Below are 21892 nucleotides of genomic sequence, written 5' to 3' on the forward strand. Positions count from 1 at the left end.
TTATTCTTTCCATTGATTTTATCAATAGATTTTTCAGGTTGACACCATACCTCTTTTTTTGATTAAGAAATCACTTCCTTGTACTGCATTCTGTACAGATTGGCGTAGAACCCGCCTCGCTCTAGTAGTTCGTCGTGTGTTCCTTTTTCCTGAATTTCGCCTTTGTCGAGCACAATGATTTGGCTCGCTTTCTGGATGGTACTCAAGCGGTGCGCAATTACGATGGCGGTGCGGCCTTTCATCAGTTTTTCAATGGCATTCTGAATCAACTCTTCCGTTTCGGTATCTACCGACGACGTAGCTTCGTCCAACACAATGATTTTTGGGTCATGGACCAAGGCCCGAACGAACGAGATTAATTGACGTTGCCCTACCGAAAGCGTAGCACCGCGCTCCATGACGTTGTAATCATAGCCCTCTGGAAGGCGCTCGATGAACTCGTGCGCCCCCACCAATTGCGCGGCCTCGATGATGCGCGCACGACTAATGGAGGTATTGCCGAGCGTAATGTTGTTGTGAATGGTGTCCGAAAATAAAAAAACATCTTGCAACACCACCCCGATATTTTGGCGTAATGCGCCCAGTTCGTAGCTGTGAATTTCGGTGCCATCCACCAAAATCTCACCTTTATTGATGTCATAAAAACGGCTCAATAAATTAATGACCGACGATTTTCCCGCACCTGTGGCCCCCACAAAAGCGATGGTTTCACCTTCTTTGACGTCAAATGAAATATCCTTTAGGACGTACTCTTCTTCGTTATAAGCAAACCAAACGTTTTTGAAAGAGACTTCTCCGCGTAATGTTTCGGGGGCATAACTACCGTTGTTGACCGTAAAATCGTGGCTGTCGAGCAGCTTTAAGATGCGGTCGGTACTTACAATTCCCATCTGGAGGGTATTGAAACGGTCGGCCAGCATTCGTATGGGTCTGAAAAACAGGCCAATAAAGATAATAAATGCGGTTACCGTACCAAAAGTGGCGTTATAATGCATGATTTCGCGGGCACCGTACCACACCACCAAACCCGTTGCGGCGGCGGCAATGACGTCGGCAACGGGATAATAGACCGAATAATACCAGATCGAACGGATGTTGGCGTCGCGGTGAACGGTATTGATTTTCTTGAATTTACGGTATTCAGTTTTTTCGGCGCTGAAAATCTGCACAATATTCATCCCCGTAAGGTGCTCTTGCACAAACGAGTTGAGGTTGGAGACTGCCGTGCGTACTTCGTTGAATGAATCCTTGATTTTTTCCTTGAAAATATACGTACTTATCAGCATGAAGGGCACCGTAGCAAGACTAATGAGAGATAGGCGCCAATCGGTGTAAAACATCACCCCGATGATAAGAATTAACTGCAAAATATCGCCCGCCACAGCGGCCATACCGTCGCTGAACACGTCGGAGAGGGTTTCAACGTCGGAGACCGTCCGCGTGACCAAACGGCCAATGGGCGTATTGTCGAAGAATTTCAAGCGAAGGCTAAGGATTTTTTCGTACAACTGCACCCGAATATCACGGATGATATTTTGTCCCAGCCAACCTGCCAAATAGGTATTGGCAAACTGAATCACCGCCTGCACCAACAAAATGCCAATCATAATCAACAGCATGACCACAAGCCCATTGTAATCACCCGTTGCGATTTGATTGTCAATGGTATAGCGAATCAATAACGGGCTTAATGGCGCTAAGAACGCGCTCAGTAAAATGATGGCAATGAGGAAATAAAATTGTTTTTGGTAAGGTTTAATGAAGGTGTAAAGACGGCGAAGGGTGGGCCAGTCAAATATTTTTCCGCTTTTTTTTTCTTCGTTCATGTTACGAAAAGGGATGATCTGTTTGTGAGTAACAGCAAAAAAAGAAAGAAAGTTGAATTTAGAATTAATTTTACTCAGATTTGAATCTTTCCTTAAATGTTATGATTAATGAGTGGAATTTGCGGTATTATTTACTTTGACGATAAACCTGTAGCGGATAAATTGGAAGAAATGGCGCAACGCATTTCGCACCGAGGTTTGGACGGGATTACGTATTATAAAAACAGACAGGTAGGGTTGGCGCACCTGATGCGACAGGTAACCTACGAATCAATTCACGAAAAACAGCCCCTAAAAAGTCAATCTGGTTGTGTGTGCGTGGCCGATGCTCGGATTGATAATCGCAATGAACTCATTGCTCAGCTTGATTTAAAACCTTCCTATTGCCCAGTCATTACTGATTCGGAGTTGATTATGGCGGCTTATGAGCGTTGGGGTGATGATTGTCTTTATCATTTGATTGGTGACTTTGCCTTTGCCATTTGGGACCCCCGTCGCCAAAAATTGGTGGCAGCCCGTGATCATTCGGGAATAAGACCGTTTTATTATTATTTTAAACCCGGAAAATTTATCGCTTTTGCGTCAGAAATTCAGGCGCTTTTTGCGGTTCCCGAAGTGCCTAAAAAAATAAATGACGAAAAGATTGTGCCTTATGTGCTTTGGTTAACCGACTTCCGGGCTCATCAAGCTTCTACTTTTTACCAAGGTATTTTTAATTTGAAACCCGCCCATTGGCTGGTAGCAGACAGCAGTGGGGTGTCAACGAAATTTTGCTGGGACCTCAATTTGGAGCGTTTCAGCCATCTTAAAACGGACGAAGATTTTGTAGCCGCCCATCGCGAGATTTTCAACGAAGCCGTCAATTGCCGCATACGTACATCCTTTGGCGTAGGTGGGGATATTAGCGGAGGTTTGGACTCGTCGTCCATAGCCTGTGCGGCGCTTCAAACGCTTCAGGAAAGGCAGAAACCTTATTGGGGCTACAGCTGGGATTGCTCCAATGATAAAGATGCCGATGAGCGTGAATTTATTGACATAATGGTTGGGGTAAAGGGACTCAATCATCAATACATTAGGCCGACCCAAGTAAAGGAAATGTCAGTGGAAGGCTATTATAATAACCGACCCGACTATTTTATTGCAGATGTCAATCATTACCTGCCTACCATGAAGGCAGCGCATAAAAACGGCGTGCGCACTTATTTGACAGGCGTGGAAGGAGACACCGTTTTGAGTTATGGTAAGGAAACCTTCTCCGCATTGCTTATGGAGGGTAAATGGGATGCCTTTCGGACCCATATTGAGCATATATTATATACCGGTACATTTAGAAAAAATATCCCAAAATATGACAGAAATTTTAAGAGCCAAGCGGCTTTTATTGCCTTCCCGTACATTTATAAAGTATTGATTCGAGCGTTGCGTATGGGGCATTTATGGGCTTTGTTGCGCCATTTCAAACATTGTAAGCGCTACTTTAATATTCCTCCTTCATTAGTTTCTGTTTATGTAGGTCGAAAGATTTATACCAAATTGCTCAAACTTAGAAATAGGTATTGGAATAAAGAAACTTTTTTCTCTATTTTGCATGATAGGTACAATGAACAGTCTCCGATTATCTTAAAAGAGTTTCATTTTGAAGATATTCCTAGAGAAGATAATGCCGACGTAATTGCGCATTTTAAACAGGCAACTAGCGGAGGTATCATTGATTCTCTGGTTAGTTATCACACCAGTGGAATCCTAAATGGAATTGAGATGGCACATCCTTTTATGGACAAACGCCTCATTGAGTTTAGTCTGATTGTACCCAATCATCTCCAATTTGGAGATGGAGTTACGCGAAAAATCCACCGATTAGCGGTAAGTGGCCAAGTGCCTGATGCCATTCGTTGGCGATTGGATAAAGCAAATTTTACACCTTACACACGTCGATGTTTTTATGAAACGTTTACCGACCCAAAGGCCTTTATCCAAGAAAACAGGAACATATTAAGTCCTTATGTGAATGTGGATATGTCAATGAAATATGCTGAATACGCCCGGACGGCTGATTTGAATTCTAAAAAAGGCTATGATGCCTTTTACCAAACGGTTCGCGTAGTGTATTTAGCCATCTGGCTAAACCAAAACCAAATTAACAATAAACCAACGTAACAAAATGAAAAACAAATCCCTACTCAAACCAAAGAGAAAGTACGCTACGCCTGTTTTAAAACACTATGGAAGTGTTCAAAAATTAACATTCGGAATGGGAAGCGGCGGAGGTGATGGAATGTCAACAATGATGGATGTGTAATGTGATGAAGAGAATTGGCGAATGACTCGGCAATTCTCTTTGTTTTATGTCTGTAGTTTCTTTTATAAATAATGACCACCACTGTTTCTTCCAAGCTTCCTCCGTTATATCATCGCTTTTTTCCGGATTTTATTGAAAACGAAATCCCTGCTGAAACCATTGCCACTTGCGATGATTGCGTATTTTGTCGACAGCCCCAAAACCCCTTCATTAATACTAAATGCTGCACCTATTATCCCCAAATGTCTAATTACCTCATTGGGGGTTTATTACAGGATACTGGATGGACTGAGGGGAAAAAACGCATGCGTGCGTTGATAAAATCACGAAAAGGAGTTACCCCCTACGGTCTAATTCGCCCTAAAGGATACGATTTGTTGGATAAAGAGTTGCGCACTCTGCACCCTACCGATACAGGTTGGACTCAGATGGAAGTCGAGGCGCTCAGATGCCCCTTTTATGACAAAGGGCAGTGTACGGTATGGGCGTATAGAGAGCATTGTTGTTCTACCCATTTTTGTTTTTCAGTGGGAGGAAAAAAAGGGAAACAATTTTGGTCGCTATTGAATGATTACCTAATTCTGGTCGAAAAAGAATTGTCGAAGTATGCGTTGTATCAGTTGGGCTGGGATGCCGATAAGCTATTGTTGGAGAAGCCTGATTGTCGAAACATAGTAATAGACAACCCATTAGGTGAAATCAATGAGGAGCAATATGCGGCACTTTGGGGAGTGTGGGCCGGTCGGGAAGAACAACTCTATGCGGCGTGTTATGAGATTATTTCTCAACTTGATTTGGATACTTTTGAACGCATTATGGGGGTAAACCACCAAATTTATTTGGCAAAACTGACGCATTCCAAAACCCAGTTTCAAGTTCCTGACATTCCTGAATTTTTAATTTATAATCGCAAAATAGAGACTGAGACCACAAAAGAGGGTGACATTCGTTATTTATCTTCTGATACCTATGTGGTAGTTTCCCCATTGATCCATAAATTGGTTGAAAAATTTGACGGAACTCGTACTTATCATAGCTTATCTTCCCTATTTATTCCCTTCGGCATCGATTTTCAGAAAGACTATCTTTTGATGTTATATTTAAATAACATATTGATTCAGAAAGACGCTTAGTAACTGAAAAACCGAGAAATGTAAAACTGAGAACCGCAAAACTGAAAAATGTATTGTAACAGCGTACCGTACAGGCAGGTTCTCAAACTAGCCTTGAATGCTACCATACGTTTGAAATAGGAATGCCAGAAATAATAAAGAGGAATTATACTTATCAGAAGTTTTGCTTTAATTTTATACATTACAATTACATTTTAACTGGGCTTATTGCCGTAATTATCTTTAGTCATGAATTTTGATGCAAATCAAACCTTTAAGCTTTCCCCCCGACAAGTATCTTCCAGTCTTGACAATGAGACTATTATCTTGAATCATGATGCGGGGATTTATTATGATCTTAATGAGGTAGGAACCTTTATATGGGAACAACTTCAACAAAAACCTTCAACACTTGCAGAACTTAAAAACGCTATCTTGGAAGAATTTGAGGTAGAAGAGGCTACCTGCGAGAATGATATCAAGATGCTCTTAACGCAATTGATGGATGAAAAACTGGTGGAGACGCTTTAAAAAATGGTTTGCCCTTCCGAGTTCGGATAAGTGGCTTCTAATTCAGGCAACAGTCGTTATATTACTGATAAAATTAGGCCTTAAGCTGCTGTCTTTCAAAAGTTTCAAAACCGTTTACGCGCATTGCATTGCAAACCCCTCTGCCAAAAACTACCCAACATCATACATAAAACAGTTGGTTTGGAGCATAAGTGCGGTTAGCTCGGCGCTTCCGCTGTCTATACTGTGCCTTCCGCAAGCATTGGCGATGAAATTTTTTTTACGGGGCGATGAAGGCTTTGTTTTGAAAATCGGGGTGGCTAATCCAGTACAACAATTCAGTGCACATGCGTGGATTGAAAAAGAAGGAAAAATTGTCATTGGCGACGTGCCTAATGTAAGTTACGTTCCGCTGTGGGATTGGAATTAAACATGATTATCAACACAAATTGAGAAGGGTGAAGGATAAGGTGCGTCTAGATTTATTCCTAACTTGCGACCCATTTTTACTCGTTACAAACCAATTGCAGAATGCTTTTTCGGGCGTATGATTTGACCATTGATTCAGATATAGATCTTCAGTTACCTGCGGCAAAAGGGAAAGCAGATATTGTATTGAAAGAAGCGCAGTTCACATTGCCGAAATTGTATCAAACCTTGATTTATAGAAAAGGTGTACGCGCTCAATTTGGTGAAAATGAGTCGAGTATATTTCTTCATTGGCCAGAACTGGCTAATTTTAAAATGACCGACGGAAAGGTGCTGGAATATGAAAAATTGACGGATGATGAAGATGTATTCAGACTTTTTGCCCTGAGCGAAGCCTTGGGAATGGTGTTGTTTCAGCGGAATCTTTTTTTGTTACACGGAAGCGCAGTACAGGTAGGTGCAAAGGCAACCGTATTTATTGGTCGCCCAGGTGCGGGAAAATCAACAACTTTGTCGGCATTTGCACAGCAGGAACACGCTATTTTGAGTGATGACCTTACCGCGATATGGTTTGATGCCGCTGGTCAGCCTTTTGTACTTCCTGGTTTTCCTCAGGTAAAGATTTGGGAAAGCGCCGTAGACAATCTGGGGTTTGATAAAAACCTTTTACAACCAGCCTTTGAGGGGCATAATAAATTTTTGTATCAGCAGCCGTTATCCGTTTTTCCTACCGCACTCGTTCCTCTCCATCAAATTATCATTTTACAACGCCCTTATTCCCAAAAAGTAGGTAAACTAAAACTGATTGAAAGCCCGATTGAATTGTTTCGCCACTTTCCTTTGCCACCCCGACTGTTGCGAGGAGCAGCATTACAGCGTCATTTTGAAGATTGTATTCGCTTGATCAAAGCCGTCAATATCCTGAAAATGCGCCGACCGCGCAATTTTAATCTTTTGAAAAAGTGGGTAAAACAACAGGTGACTTCCGCCGAAGAATAGATGGCTGAGCCTCTAAATTGGATTTGATTGTGGAGCAATATGCGGGCTTAATTGCCGTAAATAGGCATAAGTTTGTAACTTGCTTCAATATCAAAGAACGATTGGAGAAAAGTGAATATGAGAATATTTATTCTGGCTTTTTTTCTGGGGATAGGCATACAGCGGTCGATGGGGCAGGAGCCTTACACCAATGATTGGATTAAGTATGAACTACCCTACTTCAAAATTACGGTAAAGCAAGAAGGGGTATACCGAATCAGTGTTGACCAATTGCGTGAAGTGGGTTTTCCAGTCGCGTCCGCACTGGTAGAACATTTGTCCTTATTTTATCGGGGTGAAGAAATTGCGGTTCGGGTAACTGGCGTTACTAATGGTAAGTTAACGGAAAGTAGTTACATCGAATTTTTCTCTCAGGCAAACACTGGAGTTCAGGACAGTCTGGTCTACCGCCCTTACTCGGCTCGCCCGCCAACGACGGGGAGCCTTTACAGTGACGAAAGCGCCTATTTCTTGACTGTTGTTCCTAATCACAAAGGTAAACGAGTAGAGGAGATTGGCTATCAGGCCAGTGCTGCCGCCCCCGAAGCCTTTCACTTGGAACGAGAAATAAAGCAGTACAAAGACGAATGGTCGTTCAATAATAACAACGGCTTGGTGCCTTTTTTACAGCAAAGTTATTACGAAAAAGGCGAAGGATGGACGGGCAAATTGATTCGACGCGATTCGTTGGCACAGGTGATGATTACGCTCACCAACCTGGTTATATCTTCTAGTTATCCCATTCAACTCACCGCCTTGTTGAACGGTCGCTATGAATCGTTTCATTTGATCAATGTCTCGGTGGGCCAACGTATATTTTCAACCCTTGATTTTTTTGGATTCAATCACCAATCCGTCAAAACCACGATTGCTGAAAATGAGCTAAACTCTGGGGATACGTTTGCGCTCAGAATGAAATCGGACTTGAACAATCAGTACGAATTCTATTCTCTTACGAAATACGAAGTCGTTTATCCTCAGCGATTTGAAATGAGCGACCGTGCTTCAAAATATTTTTATTTGGTCCCCAATCCTGCCGACCAGTCAACGGTAGCAATTGCAGGGATTCCCCCATCGGTTACCCCGATTGTCTATGATGTAACCCAACCCATGAATCCGCGCGCGCTCGAAAGCAAGTGGGTTAACGGTCGTTGGCAGACCGTTGTGCTGGGCACGGCACAAGCCCGAACTTTGTTTGTAACAACAGTGATTCAGTCAGTTGAGTCTTTAAAAAAGGTAAACTTTACCCCTTACTCAGCGGAGGCCGATTACGTTATCATTACCCACAAAGGACTTGCAAACGCCGCCCAAGCCTATGCCGATTATCGCAAATCCGCCGAAGGAGGAGGTTTTCAAGTACTAGTTGCCGATATTGAACAACTCTATGATCAATTTAATTACGGTGAGCGAGGGCCGTTGGGCATTCGAAATTTTCTCAATTATCAACTCCAGTCGGGCAAAAAAGCCCCTTACTTACTGCTCATCGGCAACGGGGTTAGTTTTCCTGACGTCCTCAAAACTTGGCAGGATCGTGATTTCGTTCCTACGTTTGGTTATCCAGGTTCGGATGTATTGCTGTCGGCAGGATTGGGTGGTGCAAACCAAAATACGCCTGCGTTCAGAACGGGTCGTATAAGCGCTTTCAGCCATCAGCAGGTGTTGGCGTATTTGAATAAAGTGAAGGAATTTGAAAAAGCGCCGGCTGCCTTGAATGCCAAAAAAATCTTACACCTGAGCGGCGGTAAATCAGCGGAAGAAATACAACAATTAAAAGGAATTTTGGCCGATTTGGAGCCATTGGTGGAAAAATCATCATTGGGGGGTAAGGTGGAAGTATACACAAAACGTACCACCGAATCCGTAGAGAATCTTTCCATCGCCGACCAGCTCAACAAAGGGGTGGGTATGGTTACGTTTATGGGGCACGCGTCGCCCACGGTCCCTGACGTCAACATTGGCTATGCCTCTGACCCAGCGTCTCAATTGGCCAATAAAGGTCGGTACCCGTTTATGTATTTCAATGGCTGCGGTGTCGGGAATGTCTTTTATCGGTACGAAACCTTAGCGGCTGATTGGCTGCTGACGCCCGAAAAAGGTTCAATTGGTGTGCTTTCCAATTCTTTTTGGAGTTATCCTTCCATTTCGGCGCATTACCTGAAAGAACTTTATTCGGCCATGTTTGACCAAGAAGCAACCTTGGGGAAGCCCATCGGTGAAATTTTGCAGAAAGTAAGTAACACGATTGCCACCACCAAAGAGAACGAATTTGACATTGCCAATGTGCATCAACTCATTCTTTTGGGCGACCCAGCGGTGGTGTTATTTAAAATCAATAAGCCTGATTATGCCGTTGAACCGAAAGGACTGTTTGTGCAAAGCCAAAAATCGTTTTCGCAGTCAGATTCGGTGCAGGTGGGCGTTATCATTACCAATGCTGGAAAAGTGGATGAACGGTTAAGAAGTTTTACCATCAGACTCAGCCTAACCGAAACCAACGGCACGGTTTCCACCAAAACGTTTTCGGTAAAGGCTCCGACTCAGAAAGACACGCTGTTGTTGAGCATTAAAAAGAACGCTGGCTTCAGCAATGTAAAAGTATTCCTTGATGCGGCGCAGCAGATTGAAGAATTAAATGAGCAAAACAACGAAGCACAATTGACACTAAACTGGGCACTGGTAGAACAGCTCACGCGCTACCCTGCACACACCACAACTGACCGTGTTAATCCTGTTATGGAGGTGACCGTTGATAGCAAAGTGATTCAGAATGGGGCACTTGTGTCTTCAATGCCTGTTTTTAACGTTTTGCTTTTTGATGATAATCCGTTGGAATTAGACACCATTTTGGTTCAACTATACCTCAAAGCCTGCGACTCCTGTGCGTTTAAATTGCTGACCAATGGGGTATATGAGTTGAAAGCACTCCAAAATCTATCTGTTCAGTTCAGACCGGGCGTATTAGCGGCGGGGAAGCATGAATTATTGGCACAGGCAAGGGATGTAAATGGAAATGGTGCGGGAATTCCGTACCGTGTTCAATTCCGCATTGAGGAGGTGCAAGAGCGACTGAACATAATCGTAGCACCAAATCCATCAAGTGATTATGCCCGGTTTGTGTATAAATTGAGTGGAGCAGCAGAAGAAGGCGTTTTGACGATTTATTCCGAGGAAGGGAAAAAAGTCAAGGAGGTGAAATTCGATGCTCAACTGGGTGAAAACGAATTGTACTGGACCGACCCACCTGCTTCTGGAACGTACATATATCGGTGCAGGATTGGAGAAAAAACAGCTACGGGAAAGTTTACTATCCAATAAACTGAACAACGCTTATTCTTGGCCGTATGCTTTGATTTTTAGGGTTTTCCGATTACCAAATTCAACGATACCTTTCCCTAGGCAATCGGCGTTTTGACAGTATTGAAGGGTGGTACTTTCTTTGTAAATCAGCCCGACGTTCGGTGCGTAGCGTTCTGTGAAGTTAACCAGAGAAACCAAGCTTGAATCTTTTTGTTGGACAATCTCCAAATTTGCAGGAAACGTAAGTGAATTAACACTAAAGGGCAGATGAGAGAAGTGAGCTTCACTGGTTTGGGGCGGTAAGGTATTGTATTGGTTTGCATTCCATGTAAGACCGTCGAAAAGCGGAAAAATCATTTTTAAGAGGGGGCGATTATTCTCGACTTTTACGGCGCGGTCGGGCAGGAGATAGGCCGTCCACACCGAGTCTGGTGACCAGCTTTGGTCGACAGTGTTTCTTCTAAAACGGTTGATTTGATATTGCCCCGTTGTCCCCTTAAGTTCGGGACCGCAAACTTCTTTCAGAAAATAAGTGATTTTTACAGGCGGCTTGCTCAGCGCATAGAACGTTTCCTGCACTTCGTATTCTACAAATCGCCCAGTTTCCAAAGGGAAAAAGCGGTAATCAGATTCTTTGGGGGATGGCCCAGAAGAGGTACATCCTGCCAAGAGAGCCAGTCCAATAAGCAACCAATAACTTTTCTTCATATTCTAATTTTCAAGCGCTTGGAGTTGTTGTTCAACAAAGGCGATTTCACCATCTACCCCCACGTTTGTTCTTATTTTTTGAAGTTTTTTCAGCAAATTTTCTAGAAATTGCTTGTGGGCGGCCGAGTTGGGTTGCAGCGGGCGATGGGTCATTTCTTGCTTTAGTTTCTGCCATTCTCTGACAAATTGTTTGAGAGAATCATCAAAATAGGTTTCTGAAAACCGTTGAAAAATGTATTGCTCCGCAGTTTCGTTGGGGTGAATGAGGTCGGGCTTATAAAAGCGATAATCACGCAGGTCATCCAGCAAAAGTTCGTAAGCAGGAAAGTAATGGACATTCGTCAAGATCTCGCTTAGTTCATGACACGCAACCCTCAAAATGGATTTACTGACGGCATTGAGCGGCAGGGTGTCGCGGGTGTGCCGTACGGGGCTGACGGTTAAGATAACTGCTATGGAAGGATTTTCTGAACGGAGTAACGAACAAATATTTCTGAAATCTTCTACAATGGCCTCTATGGATAAAAGCTCGCGCCGAAACTGTTTGTTGGGCACTTTGTGGCAATTGGCAACGATACATTCGGTGGCTATCTGCCGATAAACATAGGCTGTTCCGAAGGTAATAATCAGCCACTTAGTATTTAAGAGCCACTCCCGTACCCGTTGCAACTGATGAGTCAACTGTGAAGTGAGGGCTTCTTTAGTGGGAGCCCAGCACGAAGAGTGAAAGTCATAATGAAACCAAATTCCCTGATTTTCAACGTATAAATTTTCGTCGGGAAGTTGCTGGGTGATTGACTGCCGAAGAAGTTTTGTGATGGAAAGCGGGTTAAAAATAGTCCCGAAGGGGTTAACCAGTGTAGGGACTTTATTATCTACCAATTTTTGTCCAATCACTTCCGCAAAACACGACCCTACCGTCAAAATGGGCGTTTGAAGGATAATTTTTTCGTTACTTTGAGCAAGGAAAATTTCGGTTCGAAAATGCACAGAAAGAGTTGTATAAAGAACGTTTAGCGCGGTGATTAGGCAGTTAGTGTCGCTTTTATTTCCTCCACAAATGTGATGGTTACGCCTGCTATGTCTGCTATTTGAAGGGTATCCAAAGAGGTCTTTTGTAACAAATTGGTCACAAAAGCGCGCTCTTTTTCAAGGCGGGCTATTTCCATACCCTCTTTCAAGCCTTCTTTAATACCCTCTTTTCTGCCTTCATACAGTCCTTGCCGTTTGGCTCTGTCCAATACAAATTCTTCTAAGCCCATAGTTGTTTGGCGATTAGCAAGTTGATTTAATGTATTTTCAAATTTAAGAATATAGCGTTCATTATCAAAACGAATATAGAGTTTTAAAAAACGCATTAACGATCTAATTTTTTCTTTCGGAATGGTACAACTTAACCCTTCCACAGTGCATCGTCTCTTTTCATTAAATGTCGTTATTTACTTTCTGGAATCATTTTTGATTGTTTTTTGCTCATTTTTGGCACGCTTTTCGTTATATCCACAACACTACATTGAGACTGCGGTATATGAAATTAAGGACATTGATTACACTTTTATTTATTGAAGTATTTTCTCAACGGGGTTTTGCTCAGGAATTTATCGGGCAGCACAGCAGCAACTACGCTGGTATCAACCGGGCAACCTTCAATCCTTCGTCAATCGCGGGGACGCGCTATCGGTACCATCTCAATCTGGTGTCTTTTAATGCGACCATCACCAATCGCTACTTTAAATATTTTCGGACGGATGCACTCTTTCATCCTTTCAGGAATGCCTATGCGGAAAAAGATATGTACGGCAAATCCAAACTGACCGGTACTCAAACCCAAGGCGAAAATATCAACGTAACGGCTGAACTCAGGACCCCGTCGGGCTACCTGGGTTTGGGGAAAAACAATTGGCTTGTCGTGGGTTTTCAGTCGCGTATGAGAGGGTTTGTGCAAGGGTCAGGAGTTCCGCCTGTGATTTTTGATAGCTATAAAAACCGCCTTGACGATGGCCTTACGAAGGCTTCAACGGGCAGTTTTAAGGATTTTACGTTTAATCAACATTCTTTTTTTGAAACAGGACTGACCTTTGCAGCAATGCCGATACGCATTGAGGGGCTGATTCGGGTCAAAGTGGGAGCGACCATTAAGCGTCTTTCGGGCGCTCGAAACGTGTACCTCAACCTCAAGAGTGCCAATTATCAAGTTCGTCCGCTGAATCAGGAAGAATACGTACTTGATTTATCGAATGTAAATTATGAATACGGCTATACTCAGCCAGTAAAAGCCTTTGGGCTAGGTAGTTTGTTTTCAGCTGATTATGGCTCGGGTACGGCGCTTGATTTGGGTGCTACGGTTGAGTTAGGACGCATCAGAAAACATTCTCAAGATCGGGCCAATTATATTTTGCGCGTTGGGGCGGCGATTACGGATGCGGGCAAAATCACGTATCCAAGCACAGGAAAACAATACAGCGGTACGCTCAATGAGCTGATTATCAATCAAGAACAGATTATTGATTTGGGGAATAACTCGGTCAAAAACTTGGAAACAATTTTTGGCAAGTCTGATTCGCGTGACTATGGCTATGAAACACAGCTTCCGCGTACCATCAATATTGACGCAGATGTACAGTTTGCGAAGTCGTTTTTTGTGAATGCCACTTGGATAAAACCAACCAATACCGGCTCGTTACCAACGTATGTATCTCAACCTGAGTTGTTTTCATTGACCGCACGTTTTGAAGGTGAAGATGCTGAATTTACCCTGCCAGTTACGTGGATACACGGCAATCAAAATCCGACCATTGGTTTTTCGGTGCGCTTTGGGCCAGCCTATATTGGTTTCAGTAATTTTGGCGCGCTTGTCAGCCGAAGTGTACAGCCACGCGGCACACTTGCCTATTTTGGGATTCAATTATGGAAATTGAACGAAAAAGCCCTTACAAAAAGAAGAAAAAGGTAGGAGAGAATCGCACGTTACCCCCACCTTTACCCCCCTGCTTTTTTTGCTTTATAGCCTTTGGCCAACAGCCACGTCAGAATCTTGTCTCTAAAATCTCCCTGAATTAAAATTTCGCGGTCTTTGGCGGTACCGCCTGTACCACAGAGGGTTTTGAGCTGTTTGGCCAAATCTTCCATGTCGCCTGTTTTTCCCGTCCATCCTTTGATGGCGGTTACTACTTTTCCGCCGCCTTTGCGTTCGAGCCACACTTTAAGTTCTTGTTGGTTGGGCGTGGGTGTCTCGGCGTCTTCGTCCGAGTCGTCGTCGTTGTATTGGAAGCTGGGGTCGGTGGAATAAACGATGCCGCTGCGTTGCTTTTTTGACATACTTCTGCTGTTTGATGCCCCGAAAATGCAGCTTTTTGGACGTTTTCGCAAACATTACGCTTCAAATCATCAACAAACGTTGGGTTTTTAGTATCGATAAAGCGTATAAAGGCCTTTGGAAGAAGTTTCTGATAACTTTAATATCATGTACTGAAAAGCCGAGGCTGCATTTTTGCTTTCCTGATATTCTGTATAAAAATAACGAACGGCCTCGGTAGCAGTTCCTTCGTCTAATTCTCCGTCAAAAGCGATGATTGGGGAGTGTTTTTGTTGATACAGCAGCTCGGCTAGTCGTTTGGAGTTACTGAAATTGAGAAAGAAAATAGTACCTGTGGGGTATTCTGTAAAGAGTTTTGATAGTTTTCGAGCTTCCTCTTCGGATAAGTTATTTTGAGGTATATGGACAATGAAGGTTTGATAGTCTACAGGTATAAAATGATGTATGGCTTCATAATTGCTTATTGAAGTGCTGTAAATATCTATTGCTTTACTATCGGCAAAAAGTCGGTCAATAATATACATTTCGTCACTTTGGCCAGCTTCAAGGAATAGTACAGCTGAATCGGTCATATAAAGAGTCTCTTTAAAAGAAGCTTCTAAAGATGATTGAATGTAGCTTGTTAGTCTATTTTTAGTAGCCTTTAACACCGCCCCAGACAAATTTATCACCGGATTCCCCCTAAAATCAAACAGTCTTAATTTCGGCAACTCTTTAAATGCCGAAGGGATGATTTCAATTTGATTGTTTTCCAACGAAATATCTTCTAAGGTGGGATGCTTACAGAGCCAATTGGGGAATTCCGTTATCTGCGCATCGTCTATTTTTAATACCCGAAGGTTGGGTAAATCAGAGAGAAACAAAGGCAACGAAGTGATAGGGTTTTTGCTCGCAAATAATTTTTCTAACGACCGAAATTGCGTCAGACTTTCTGGAAGTTCAGTCAGTTTGTTGTTGTATAGGTCAATGGTTTTCAGGTTTTCCAATTCCCATACGGCTTCGGGTAGTTTCTCAAAACCCATGCCGCTCAGGTCTAGTTCCTGCGTTTGCCTAGCCTTTTCAATGCGTTCTTTCAATTCTTTTTCAAAGCCCAACGCTGCCAAATCCGTTATCCATTTATTGATGACTGGTTGCCAGTCTTGGTAATATTCTTCAATTTCCCGCTCCACTTCGGGGGCAAAATTGTACTTCTGAAAAAGGGCTTGAGATAATGGTTGGCGGAGTGAAAAAACGGGATAATCTCTCAATGCTGTCTCACCACGGTCGCAATCTTGCCACAGAAAGGAGCAAACGACTTTATACTCAAAACGCCTTAAATGATTGATAACAGGAGCGATAGTGGTATGTCGGGTAAAATCACTGACTAAAGCGCGGTTAAGCACAAAAACGATAATGTGAGCATCTTGAAGTGACGACAGATCATCCTCAATTTCTTCCTGATAGCCCATGCTGTCTTTCAAGCCTGCCCGACTTGGAGCATAAAACAGACAGATGTCTTTGATTTCAACTTCATACGGCAAACTTTTGAGGTATTCCCTTCGGAAAAGAGGAATTTGCCGAACACTCATTTCGGAAGAAATACGAACGACTTTGAGTGTTTCAGCGCCTTTAAGTAGGGCGTATTTTTCGAGAGTTGCAATAAGGCTTTCTTCTTGGTTTTCTATTTCAAAATCAGCAATTACCTGCTGAATAGTTTGATAATTGCATTCTTGAAGAAGTTCACTAACATACGTAGCTTGGCTTGTACTGCCTCCTAAAAAAGCTTGGTTAATGGCTTTGGGATGACCGAAAAGTTGAGGGGTTTGTCTATAATTTTTTTTGTGAATAGAACGAAAAGCCTCTTTTCCCAATTGGCTATAGCTCAAAGGCCGAGATTGATTTTCTAATAATTTAGTTTGCAAAGCAGAAGTAAAAATTGAACCATTATCGGGGTCTATTTTTTTTGCCCAAGCAGCAGTAGCACACAATAAAACATGCTTTTCATTATTTTTATTAATCCAGTTTTGACTTCCGCAATTGGTATCCAAAATTACGACTACAAATGGATTGTGGTTGTTAGAGTCTGTGAGTATAGCTCTAAATTCAGTTTCTGATAAAAAGCTTGGTTCATTTATCCCATCAGTATCGTAAGCAGCTAATAAATATAAGCCACTATTATAAGCATATCCCGAAAAGATGAATAGAACAGTATCATTTTCATTTGCTATTTTTAATGCTTGTGTAAAACATTGTATAATATTTTTCTTTGTTGCCTCAGAGTCAATGAGAAAATCTGTGCTTCCCGTATTATAAAAACCTCGAAGAATGCTTTGCCAAGAAAAAGCATCCCTTTGACGTGCTTTAAGAGTAGGGTAACGTACTTTATCAGCATACTCATCAATCCCCACCAACACCGCATAAATCTTCCCTTTTTGCTCTTCTGTAGGAACGTTGCCGGGTAAATCTTGCCAGATTTCTTTAGCGATAGGCACGTTAAATCCACCGGCGCGCGGAGCTTGGAGTAGATGAGCAATGGATGAAAAAGTAGCCTTTGCTTCCGTTATTTCTCCTTTTTCGTATTGTTGGATGCCTTCGGCCACTTGAGCCAAATCCGATAGAGAATCTCGTTGGGCGGTTGTTACTGGCCCCTTCTGGTTGGCCCACTGATTACGGTTTTTGACCCAACTTAACACATATTCAGCCATGATTTTGCTTCCGAGGTTGGTTTTTCGTTCTGAAAGCAACTTACCTAAAAATGTAGCTATTTTTTGAGGATTTAATATGACTTCTGCACTAATTCGCTGGGCTTCGGCAAAGGCTTCTGAAGGAACTTTGTCGCGACAAAAATCCAAATAACGCAACGTAAACTCTGCCAACGAAGCGACCGTGTCGGGGGAAAGGCTTTGCCAAAGTACGGCTCGCGCCTCGGGATACATTTCGTACAGATCATAACCAATCTCGTGGCACAAGGGCGAGAGCAGAATATCCCCCACGGCATTGATGGGAATGTCTACCGTTTCGCCCGTATCGGTTTGCCTAAAATTGAGCCAAATCTTGTAGAGCAAATCCGTCGTAAGCGCCACCGGAAAGGCCGCACAACGCGCCAACCACAGATGTTCGGGCGTGGCATACGTTTGTCCGAATGCTTCTAGTCGTAAGCGGTCGATTGGGTCAGCAATAGGTGCTAAAAGGTCGGAAAGGGATTTCATAGCTCCAAAATCAGGCGTTTGAGATCGTCATTGTTGGGGTACCTAACCGACACAATAAATGACAAATAATCAGACATAGTTCCCTGCGTTTGTCGCACGGGATTGAGCCAAACCAATCGCTGCGTGGTGTTTTTGAGGGTAGTGATGAGCGGCAGGAATACCTGCAATCGTTCAGAATCAAAACGCCGTCGGGCGGCTCCTCCGTCGCTGAAAATGATGATGGCAGTATGCTTGTTGGACGCCTTCAAAATGGACGAAAGTGTTTTGATTTCGGTATGGGCACGGTTGGTAAATAGCTTAAAATCATCGCCTACCTGCGACGGATAATCATGAAAAAAGTACTGCTCCGTTTGCCGGATATTGGGCGTGTTTCGGACGATGTCGAGCAATTGTTTTTCCCAAGGCTCAAAAGGAAGCATGGAGCCTCCGTGGTCAGAAAGCCAAACAACCTGCTGAACGCCAATGCTTTCGCGCTGATAAATAAGCCGACTCACCATGCCTTCCTGCGCCACTTGCTGCACCAACGCCAGTACATCCAACACGGCTGTAATTCGCTTTTGGGTGGGCACGCGCAACTTACGCATGGTTTGGGATGCTTTGCGAACCGTAAAAGGTAAATGTTTTTGCTCAGAAAACAGAAACGTTACTTCTTTGGCCGAGGGTATTGGGGAGACTTCATTCGCGACATTTCCTTCCGAACTGCTATCAATATTGAGAGAAACTTCGACCGTTTCGTTGTTAAGTTCTGGAACAGTTGTGGAGAGTTGGGGAGTTTTGGGAAATGTGCTGTTTGAGCCTGATTGTAATTCTTTAGCCGCTGATTGCGCGGCTTCTGTTTTGCCGTCACCTGTTGGAGCATTGATAAGAATGGTTTCTTTCTTTTCAATCAAAAACTGCGCAGGGATTTGTGCGTAATAATACTCAAACAGTTGTTCAAACTCTTCACGCAGGTTGGGTCGAAAGAGCCAAACTGTTTTGCAAAAGTTGAGTAACTGCTCTTTGGTTTCAAATTTTGACAGAATAAACCCGCGCATAAACAACTCATACTGCTCCCAACCCAACTCCCAACCACGGCTGCGGAGCATTTGGAAAAAATCATAAAAGAGCGCGGTTTGTTTGGTCATACGAGTGGTTTTTGAGTAAATAAACGTCGGCGAGAATTGGCCGTTTGGCGTTCAAAACCTCGCGGATGTTATTAGAGTGCTTTGTTGGTTTTGTAATCGTCCAAGGTTTTGAGTAACACTTCCGGAAATAATAATTCGGTAGGTAGCGTCTCAGTATCAGTTAGTTTGAGGCGGGTTTTGTCGGTAAAATAGTAATAGTGAATCACGCGCAGCCAGTCCAGTAACTCGCTTGTGGAGGGGAGTTTATCCGTAGTTTGGCTCGCGGTCATTTTTTTTCTCAACTCACCGAATTGCGTAATAATACTTTCAATCAAGGCATCGGGAAGGGCAATTTCAAACTGTTTTTCCTGCGCTTTGGCTTTGGCCGACACAATTTTAAATAAATCGTCGGGGCTGGGAAAATCAATGTAATGAAACACGCAACGCCGCAAAAAAGCGCTTGGCAGGTCTTTTTCGTCATTGCTCGTGATGATGATAATCGGCGGTTTTTTGGCGGTAATCTCTTCACGGGTTTCGGGGATAAAAAAACGCTTTTGGTCCAATTCCAACAGCAGGTCATTGGGGAAATCTAGATCGGCTTTGTCAATTTCGTCAATCAAAAGCACGACGGGCGATTGTGGAGTAGAGTACAGAAAAGCTTTGCCCAAGGCTCCAAACTTACGGTATTTTTTGATGTCTTCGGTGGTCGGCGTTTCTCCTGATTTGATATTCAGGTTGGCATCGCGGAGCCGAGCCAGATGATCAAACTGATACAGTCCTTCGTTGACTTTGGTGGTAGATTTGATAAACCATTCAAAATAATACCGTCGATAATTCCTTCCGTACATTTCATACGCAAGTGCCTGTGCCAGACGGGTTTTTCCGCAACCTGGCTCGCCGCGCAACAGCAATGGACGGTCTAACAATCGGGCATATTCGACGGCTGCAATCAATTCTTTGCTCGGAAAATAAGCGGGAATGACTTCTTCGATTCTTTCGTCTTTGCTGCTTTTTTCGGCGATTTTTTCCTCTAATTCCTCATTGCTCGGCAGTTTGTACCGCAATTTGATGGTTTCATTCAGCTTTTCGCCTTGGTAAGAAAGTTTATTGTTAGGTAGTATCATGAGAGTTTTAAGACTTGGTCTTCGACGATTCGTACGATATTGGGACTGATGGATTCACAAATTTTAATGAGGGCAATCTTGCGACGAGCATTCACAATCTGTACTTTTTTATTTTTGATATTGGCCTCAAAATCAGGAGAAATCTTTTTATAAATGAACTCTTTTTGTCCATACCATTCGTTAAATTCCCCTTCCGATAGATTACTGATGGGAGATATTTTTTCAACCTGACTTAGGGAAGAATCTGTTACGAGGGGGACGTTCAAAAAATGAGCGTCATAATTGAGCGCAAAAATCATGATTGAATTTTTAAGTGCATAATTTCCAGTGGATTGACGCTCGTGAAGTTCATTTGTAAGCTCTGCCCATAATTCGGTTACAATTACTTTCTGATACATAGCGGTCGAAGCGATATCCACTTTATCAAAGACCAACACAAAAGGCTCTTTTTTGTCCAAAATTGTCTTAGCGCAGGTTCGGGCAAAGTTGGTGTCGCTCGGCACGGCCTGTATAATCGGAAGTAGGGCAAACCAAAACGATACTTCTTGTTGAATCGTGGGATTTTGGCCGATTTTGAGAACCTCAATTTTAACATTGGACGTAATTCCCATTCGTTTTTTAATGGTTTTGACGAGTAGGGTTTGGGCACAATCGGCACTTCCTTCAATGAGGGTAAAAAACAATTTGGGCGTACCGGCAATGAAGTTTCGCTTTTCGTGTTCAAAGTCCAATTCTTCAAGGTCGCGACTTAGGTCATTTTCATTGAGTTGCAGTTCCAAAAAACCGGGCAATTCCTTACAAAATATGTTTTGAAAAAGAGCCATTTTGTCAAAATGAAATTTATTTTCGATGTTTTTGAGCGTGTGTAAGGGCATCGTTCCTATGCTTTTGCTTGAAGGGAATGTCCTTTTCTCGTCAAAAATGGCAGTAATAAACGCCGTTGCCAAGCCAAATGATTCATCCACTTTTACAAAAACGTGTTGTTTCGTCGTAAAAGTGTCTTGCGCTGAAGCAGCGTTGATAAATGGATGTAATTCGCCGTAATTCCCGTCTAAAAAATGCAAAATCACGTCAGAAGCTTTCCATTCAGTTAGAAAGTCATCGACAGAGACATCTTCATTTTCGTCAATATCCCATATCCCATGGGTGAGGATATTAAACTGCTGGCTACCATGTAATTGAACAGGAATATAGTAATCCTTGATTTGCTTTCCGTACAAACAAAAAACCTTTTTTCGAGCATCATCTTTGGCGTTGCTCAATACTAATTTTTTAGCAGGAACCAGACACCAATTTTTGTCCTCTTCTTTGGCATTTTCATAATAGATATTCCACGCAAAGTCTTTTGTCTCGTCTTCGTCTGTTCCAATACCTCGAAAAATATAGTCTTGGCTTAGTTCGGCGGAATTGTTTTTGAAATAGGTGGTGGTATCCTCAAACGCCTGCCACAACGTACGTCCGGGCATTCCTGCTAATGTAGTATAAAATTGTTTGGCAATTTTGACGGCGTCTTCGTCTCCGACTTTGGCCGTCGTGCCAATCACTATAGGTACTCCCGCTGCGTGGAGGTCTTGGGCGATGCTTTCGGACAAACAACTGTTCAGGAATACAAAACGTAATTGCTGGTTTTTGAGAAAAGCCACCAGATTGTCTTTCAACATCAGCTTCATTTCGCCGTTTTCCTGAAATGAAATTCCTTTTTGAGACGAATGTCCAGCGTAGTGCAGAAACCTAATTTTTCCCGAAACTGCAGGATTATTAAATTCTTCTGATAAACTTTTGGCCGTAAAAGGCAGTAGTGACGGAAAAAGGTATTTGATTGCTTTATTGTTGATAATAGACCGAATAGCAGCTACCTCGTCCTGAATTTTAGGCAGGAAATCAGCTGTAACATTTGCTTGTCCAATGATGAGGATGTCGGGCATAAGTTAATCTTTAAACC

The 21892-nt window shown here is 42.9% G+C and carries 17 protein-coding genes; 8 read left to right on the forward strand and 9 right to left on the reverse strand.

The window, feature by feature from the left end:
* Window positions 1–62: 62 nt before the first annotated feature.
* Complete coding sequence (locus tag DVG78_RS07790) at window positions 63–1826, reverse strand: ABC transporter ATP-binding protein (protein ID WP_114460532.1); 1764 nt, start codon at window positions 1824–1826, stop codon at window positions 63–65.
* A gap of 108 nt (window positions 1827–1934) precedes the next feature.
* Between DVG78_RS07790 and DVG78_RS07795 the strand changes: the two genes are divergently transcribed.
* From DVG78_RS07795 to porU2, 7 genes are all read left to right on the forward strand, one after another.
* The gene (locus tag DVG78_RS07795; protein WP_114460533.1) at window positions 1935–3983 is read left to right on the forward strand and encodes an asparagine synthase-related protein; all 2049 of its coding nucleotides are present in this window, start codon (window positions 1935–1937) and stop codon (window positions 3981–3983) included.
* A gap of 4 nt (window positions 3984–3987) precedes the next feature.
* Window positions 3988–4125 carry a hypothetical protein gene (locus DVG78_RS30030; protein ID WP_158549986.1) on the forward strand — a complete coding sequence of 46 codons (138 nt, stop codon included), beginning with the start codon at window positions 3988–3990 and terminating at the stop codon, window positions 4123–4125.
* Window positions 4126–4367: 242 nt separating this feature from the next.
* Window positions 4368–5258 (forward strand): hypothetical protein, encoded by an 891-nt coding sequence (locus tag DVG78_RS07800; RefSeq protein WP_158549987.1) that lies wholly within the window; start codon window positions 4368–4370, stop codon window positions 5256–5258.
* A gap of 228 nt (window positions 5259–5486) precedes the next feature.
* Window positions 5487–5768, forward strand: coding sequence for a PqqD family protein (locus DVG78_RS07805; protein ID WP_114460535.1), 282 nt, complete (start codon window positions 5487–5489; stop codon window positions 5766–5768).
* Entirely contained in the window at window positions 5743–6177 is a 435-nt protein-coding gene (locus tag DVG78_RS07810; protein ID WP_114460536.1) for a lasso peptide biosynthesis B2 protein, read from the forward strand. The genes DVG78_RS07805 and DVG78_RS07810 overlap by 26 nt, the downstream gene beginning before the upstream one ends.
* A 101-nt stretch (window positions 6178–6278) precedes the next feature.
* Window positions 6279–7175 carry a phosphoenolpyruvate carboxykinase (ATP) gene (locus tag DVG78_RS07815; RefSeq protein WP_114460537.1) on the forward strand — a complete coding sequence of 299 codons (897 nt, stop codon included), beginning with the start codon at window positions 6279–6281 and terminating at the stop codon, window positions 7173–7175.
* A 117-nt stretch (window positions 7176–7292) separates the two neighbouring features.
* A complete protein-coding gene (porU2, locus tag DVG78_RS07820) occupies window positions 7293–10529 on the forward strand; it encodes a putative type IX secretion system sortase PorU2 (protein WP_114460538.1) in 3237 nt (1078 codons plus the stop codon).
* A gap of 12 nt (window positions 10530–10541) precedes the next feature.
* Here the strand turns inward: porU2 and DVG78_RS07825 are convergent, their stop codons facing one another.
* Genes DVG78_RS07825 through DVG78_RS07835 form a run of 3 tightly spaced genes read right to left on the reverse strand, consistent with a single transcriptional unit; the run spans window position 10542 to window position 12577 of the window.
* Window positions 10542–11219: a hypothetical protein gene (locus DVG78_RS07825; RefSeq protein WP_114460539.1), complete on the reverse strand. Its 678-nt coding sequence runs from the start codon at window positions 11217–11219 to the stop codon at window positions 10542–10544.
* A 3-nt stretch (window positions 11220–11222) separates the two neighbouring features.
* Complete coding sequence (locus DVG78_RS07830) at window positions 11223–12209, reverse strand: GSCFA domain-containing protein (RefSeq protein ID WP_114460540.1); 987 nt, start codon at window positions 12207–12209, stop codon at window positions 11223–11225.
* Between the two features lie 35 nt (window positions 12210–12244).
* Entirely contained in the window at window positions 12245–12577 is a 333-nt protein-coding gene (locus tag DVG78_RS07835) for a hypothetical protein (RefSeq protein WP_147277016.1), read from the reverse strand.
* Window positions 12578–12747: 170 nt separating this feature from the next.
* Between DVG78_RS07835 and DVG78_RS07840 the strand changes: the two genes are divergently transcribed.
* The gene (locus tag DVG78_RS07840) at window positions 12748–14172 is read left to right on the forward strand and encodes a DUF5723 family protein (RefSeq protein ID WP_147277017.1); all 1425 of its coding nucleotides are present in this window, start codon (window positions 12748–12750) and stop codon (window positions 14170–14172) included.
* Window positions 14173–14198: 26 nt separating this feature from the next.
* Here DVG78_RS07840 and DVG78_RS07845 read toward each other — a convergent pair whose 3' ends face one another.
* The 5 genes from DVG78_RS07845 to DVG78_RS07865 all read right to left on the reverse strand — a co-directional run bounded on the left by DVG78_RS07845 (window position 14199) and on the right by DVG78_RS07865 (window position 21875).
* The gene (locus DVG78_RS07845; RefSeq protein WP_114460543.1) at window positions 14199–14537 is read right to left on the reverse strand and encodes a translation initiation factor; all 339 of its coding nucleotides are present in this window, start codon (window positions 14535–14537) and stop codon (window positions 14199–14201) included.
* Between the two features lie 87 nt (window positions 14538–14624).
* Window positions 14625–17723, reverse strand: coding sequence for a caspase family protein (locus DVG78_RS07850; RefSeq protein ID WP_114460544.1), 3099 nt, complete (start codon window positions 17721–17723; stop codon window positions 14625–14627).
* On the reverse strand, window positions 17720–18847 hold the full coding sequence (locus DVG78_RS07855) for a hypothetical protein (RefSeq protein WP_114460545.1): 1128 nt from the start codon (window positions 18845–18847) through the stop codon (window positions 17720–17722). The genes DVG78_RS07850 and DVG78_RS07855 overlap by 4 nt, the downstream gene beginning before the upstream one ends.
* A gap of 71 nt (window positions 18848–18918) precedes the next feature.
* Complete coding sequence (locus DVG78_RS07860; protein ID WP_114460546.1) at window positions 18919–19950, reverse strand: AAA family ATPase; 1032 nt, start codon at window positions 19948–19950, stop codon at window positions 18919–18921.
* Window positions 19947–21875 carry a CHAT domain-containing protein gene (locus DVG78_RS07865; RefSeq protein ID WP_114460547.1) on the reverse strand — a complete coding sequence of 643 codons (1929 nt, stop codon included), beginning with the start codon at window positions 21873–21875 and terminating at the stop codon, window positions 19947–19949. Before DVG78_RS07865 ends, DVG78_RS07860 begins: the two co-directional genes overlap by 4 nt.
* Window positions 21876–21892 lie beyond the last annotated feature (17 nt).

Origin of the sequence: Runella aurantiaca (assembly GCF_003339505.1) — a bacterium.
In the GTDB taxonomy this organism is placed as follows: Bacteria; Bacteroidota; Bacteroidia; order Cytophagales; family Spirosomataceae; genus Runella; species Runella aurantiaca.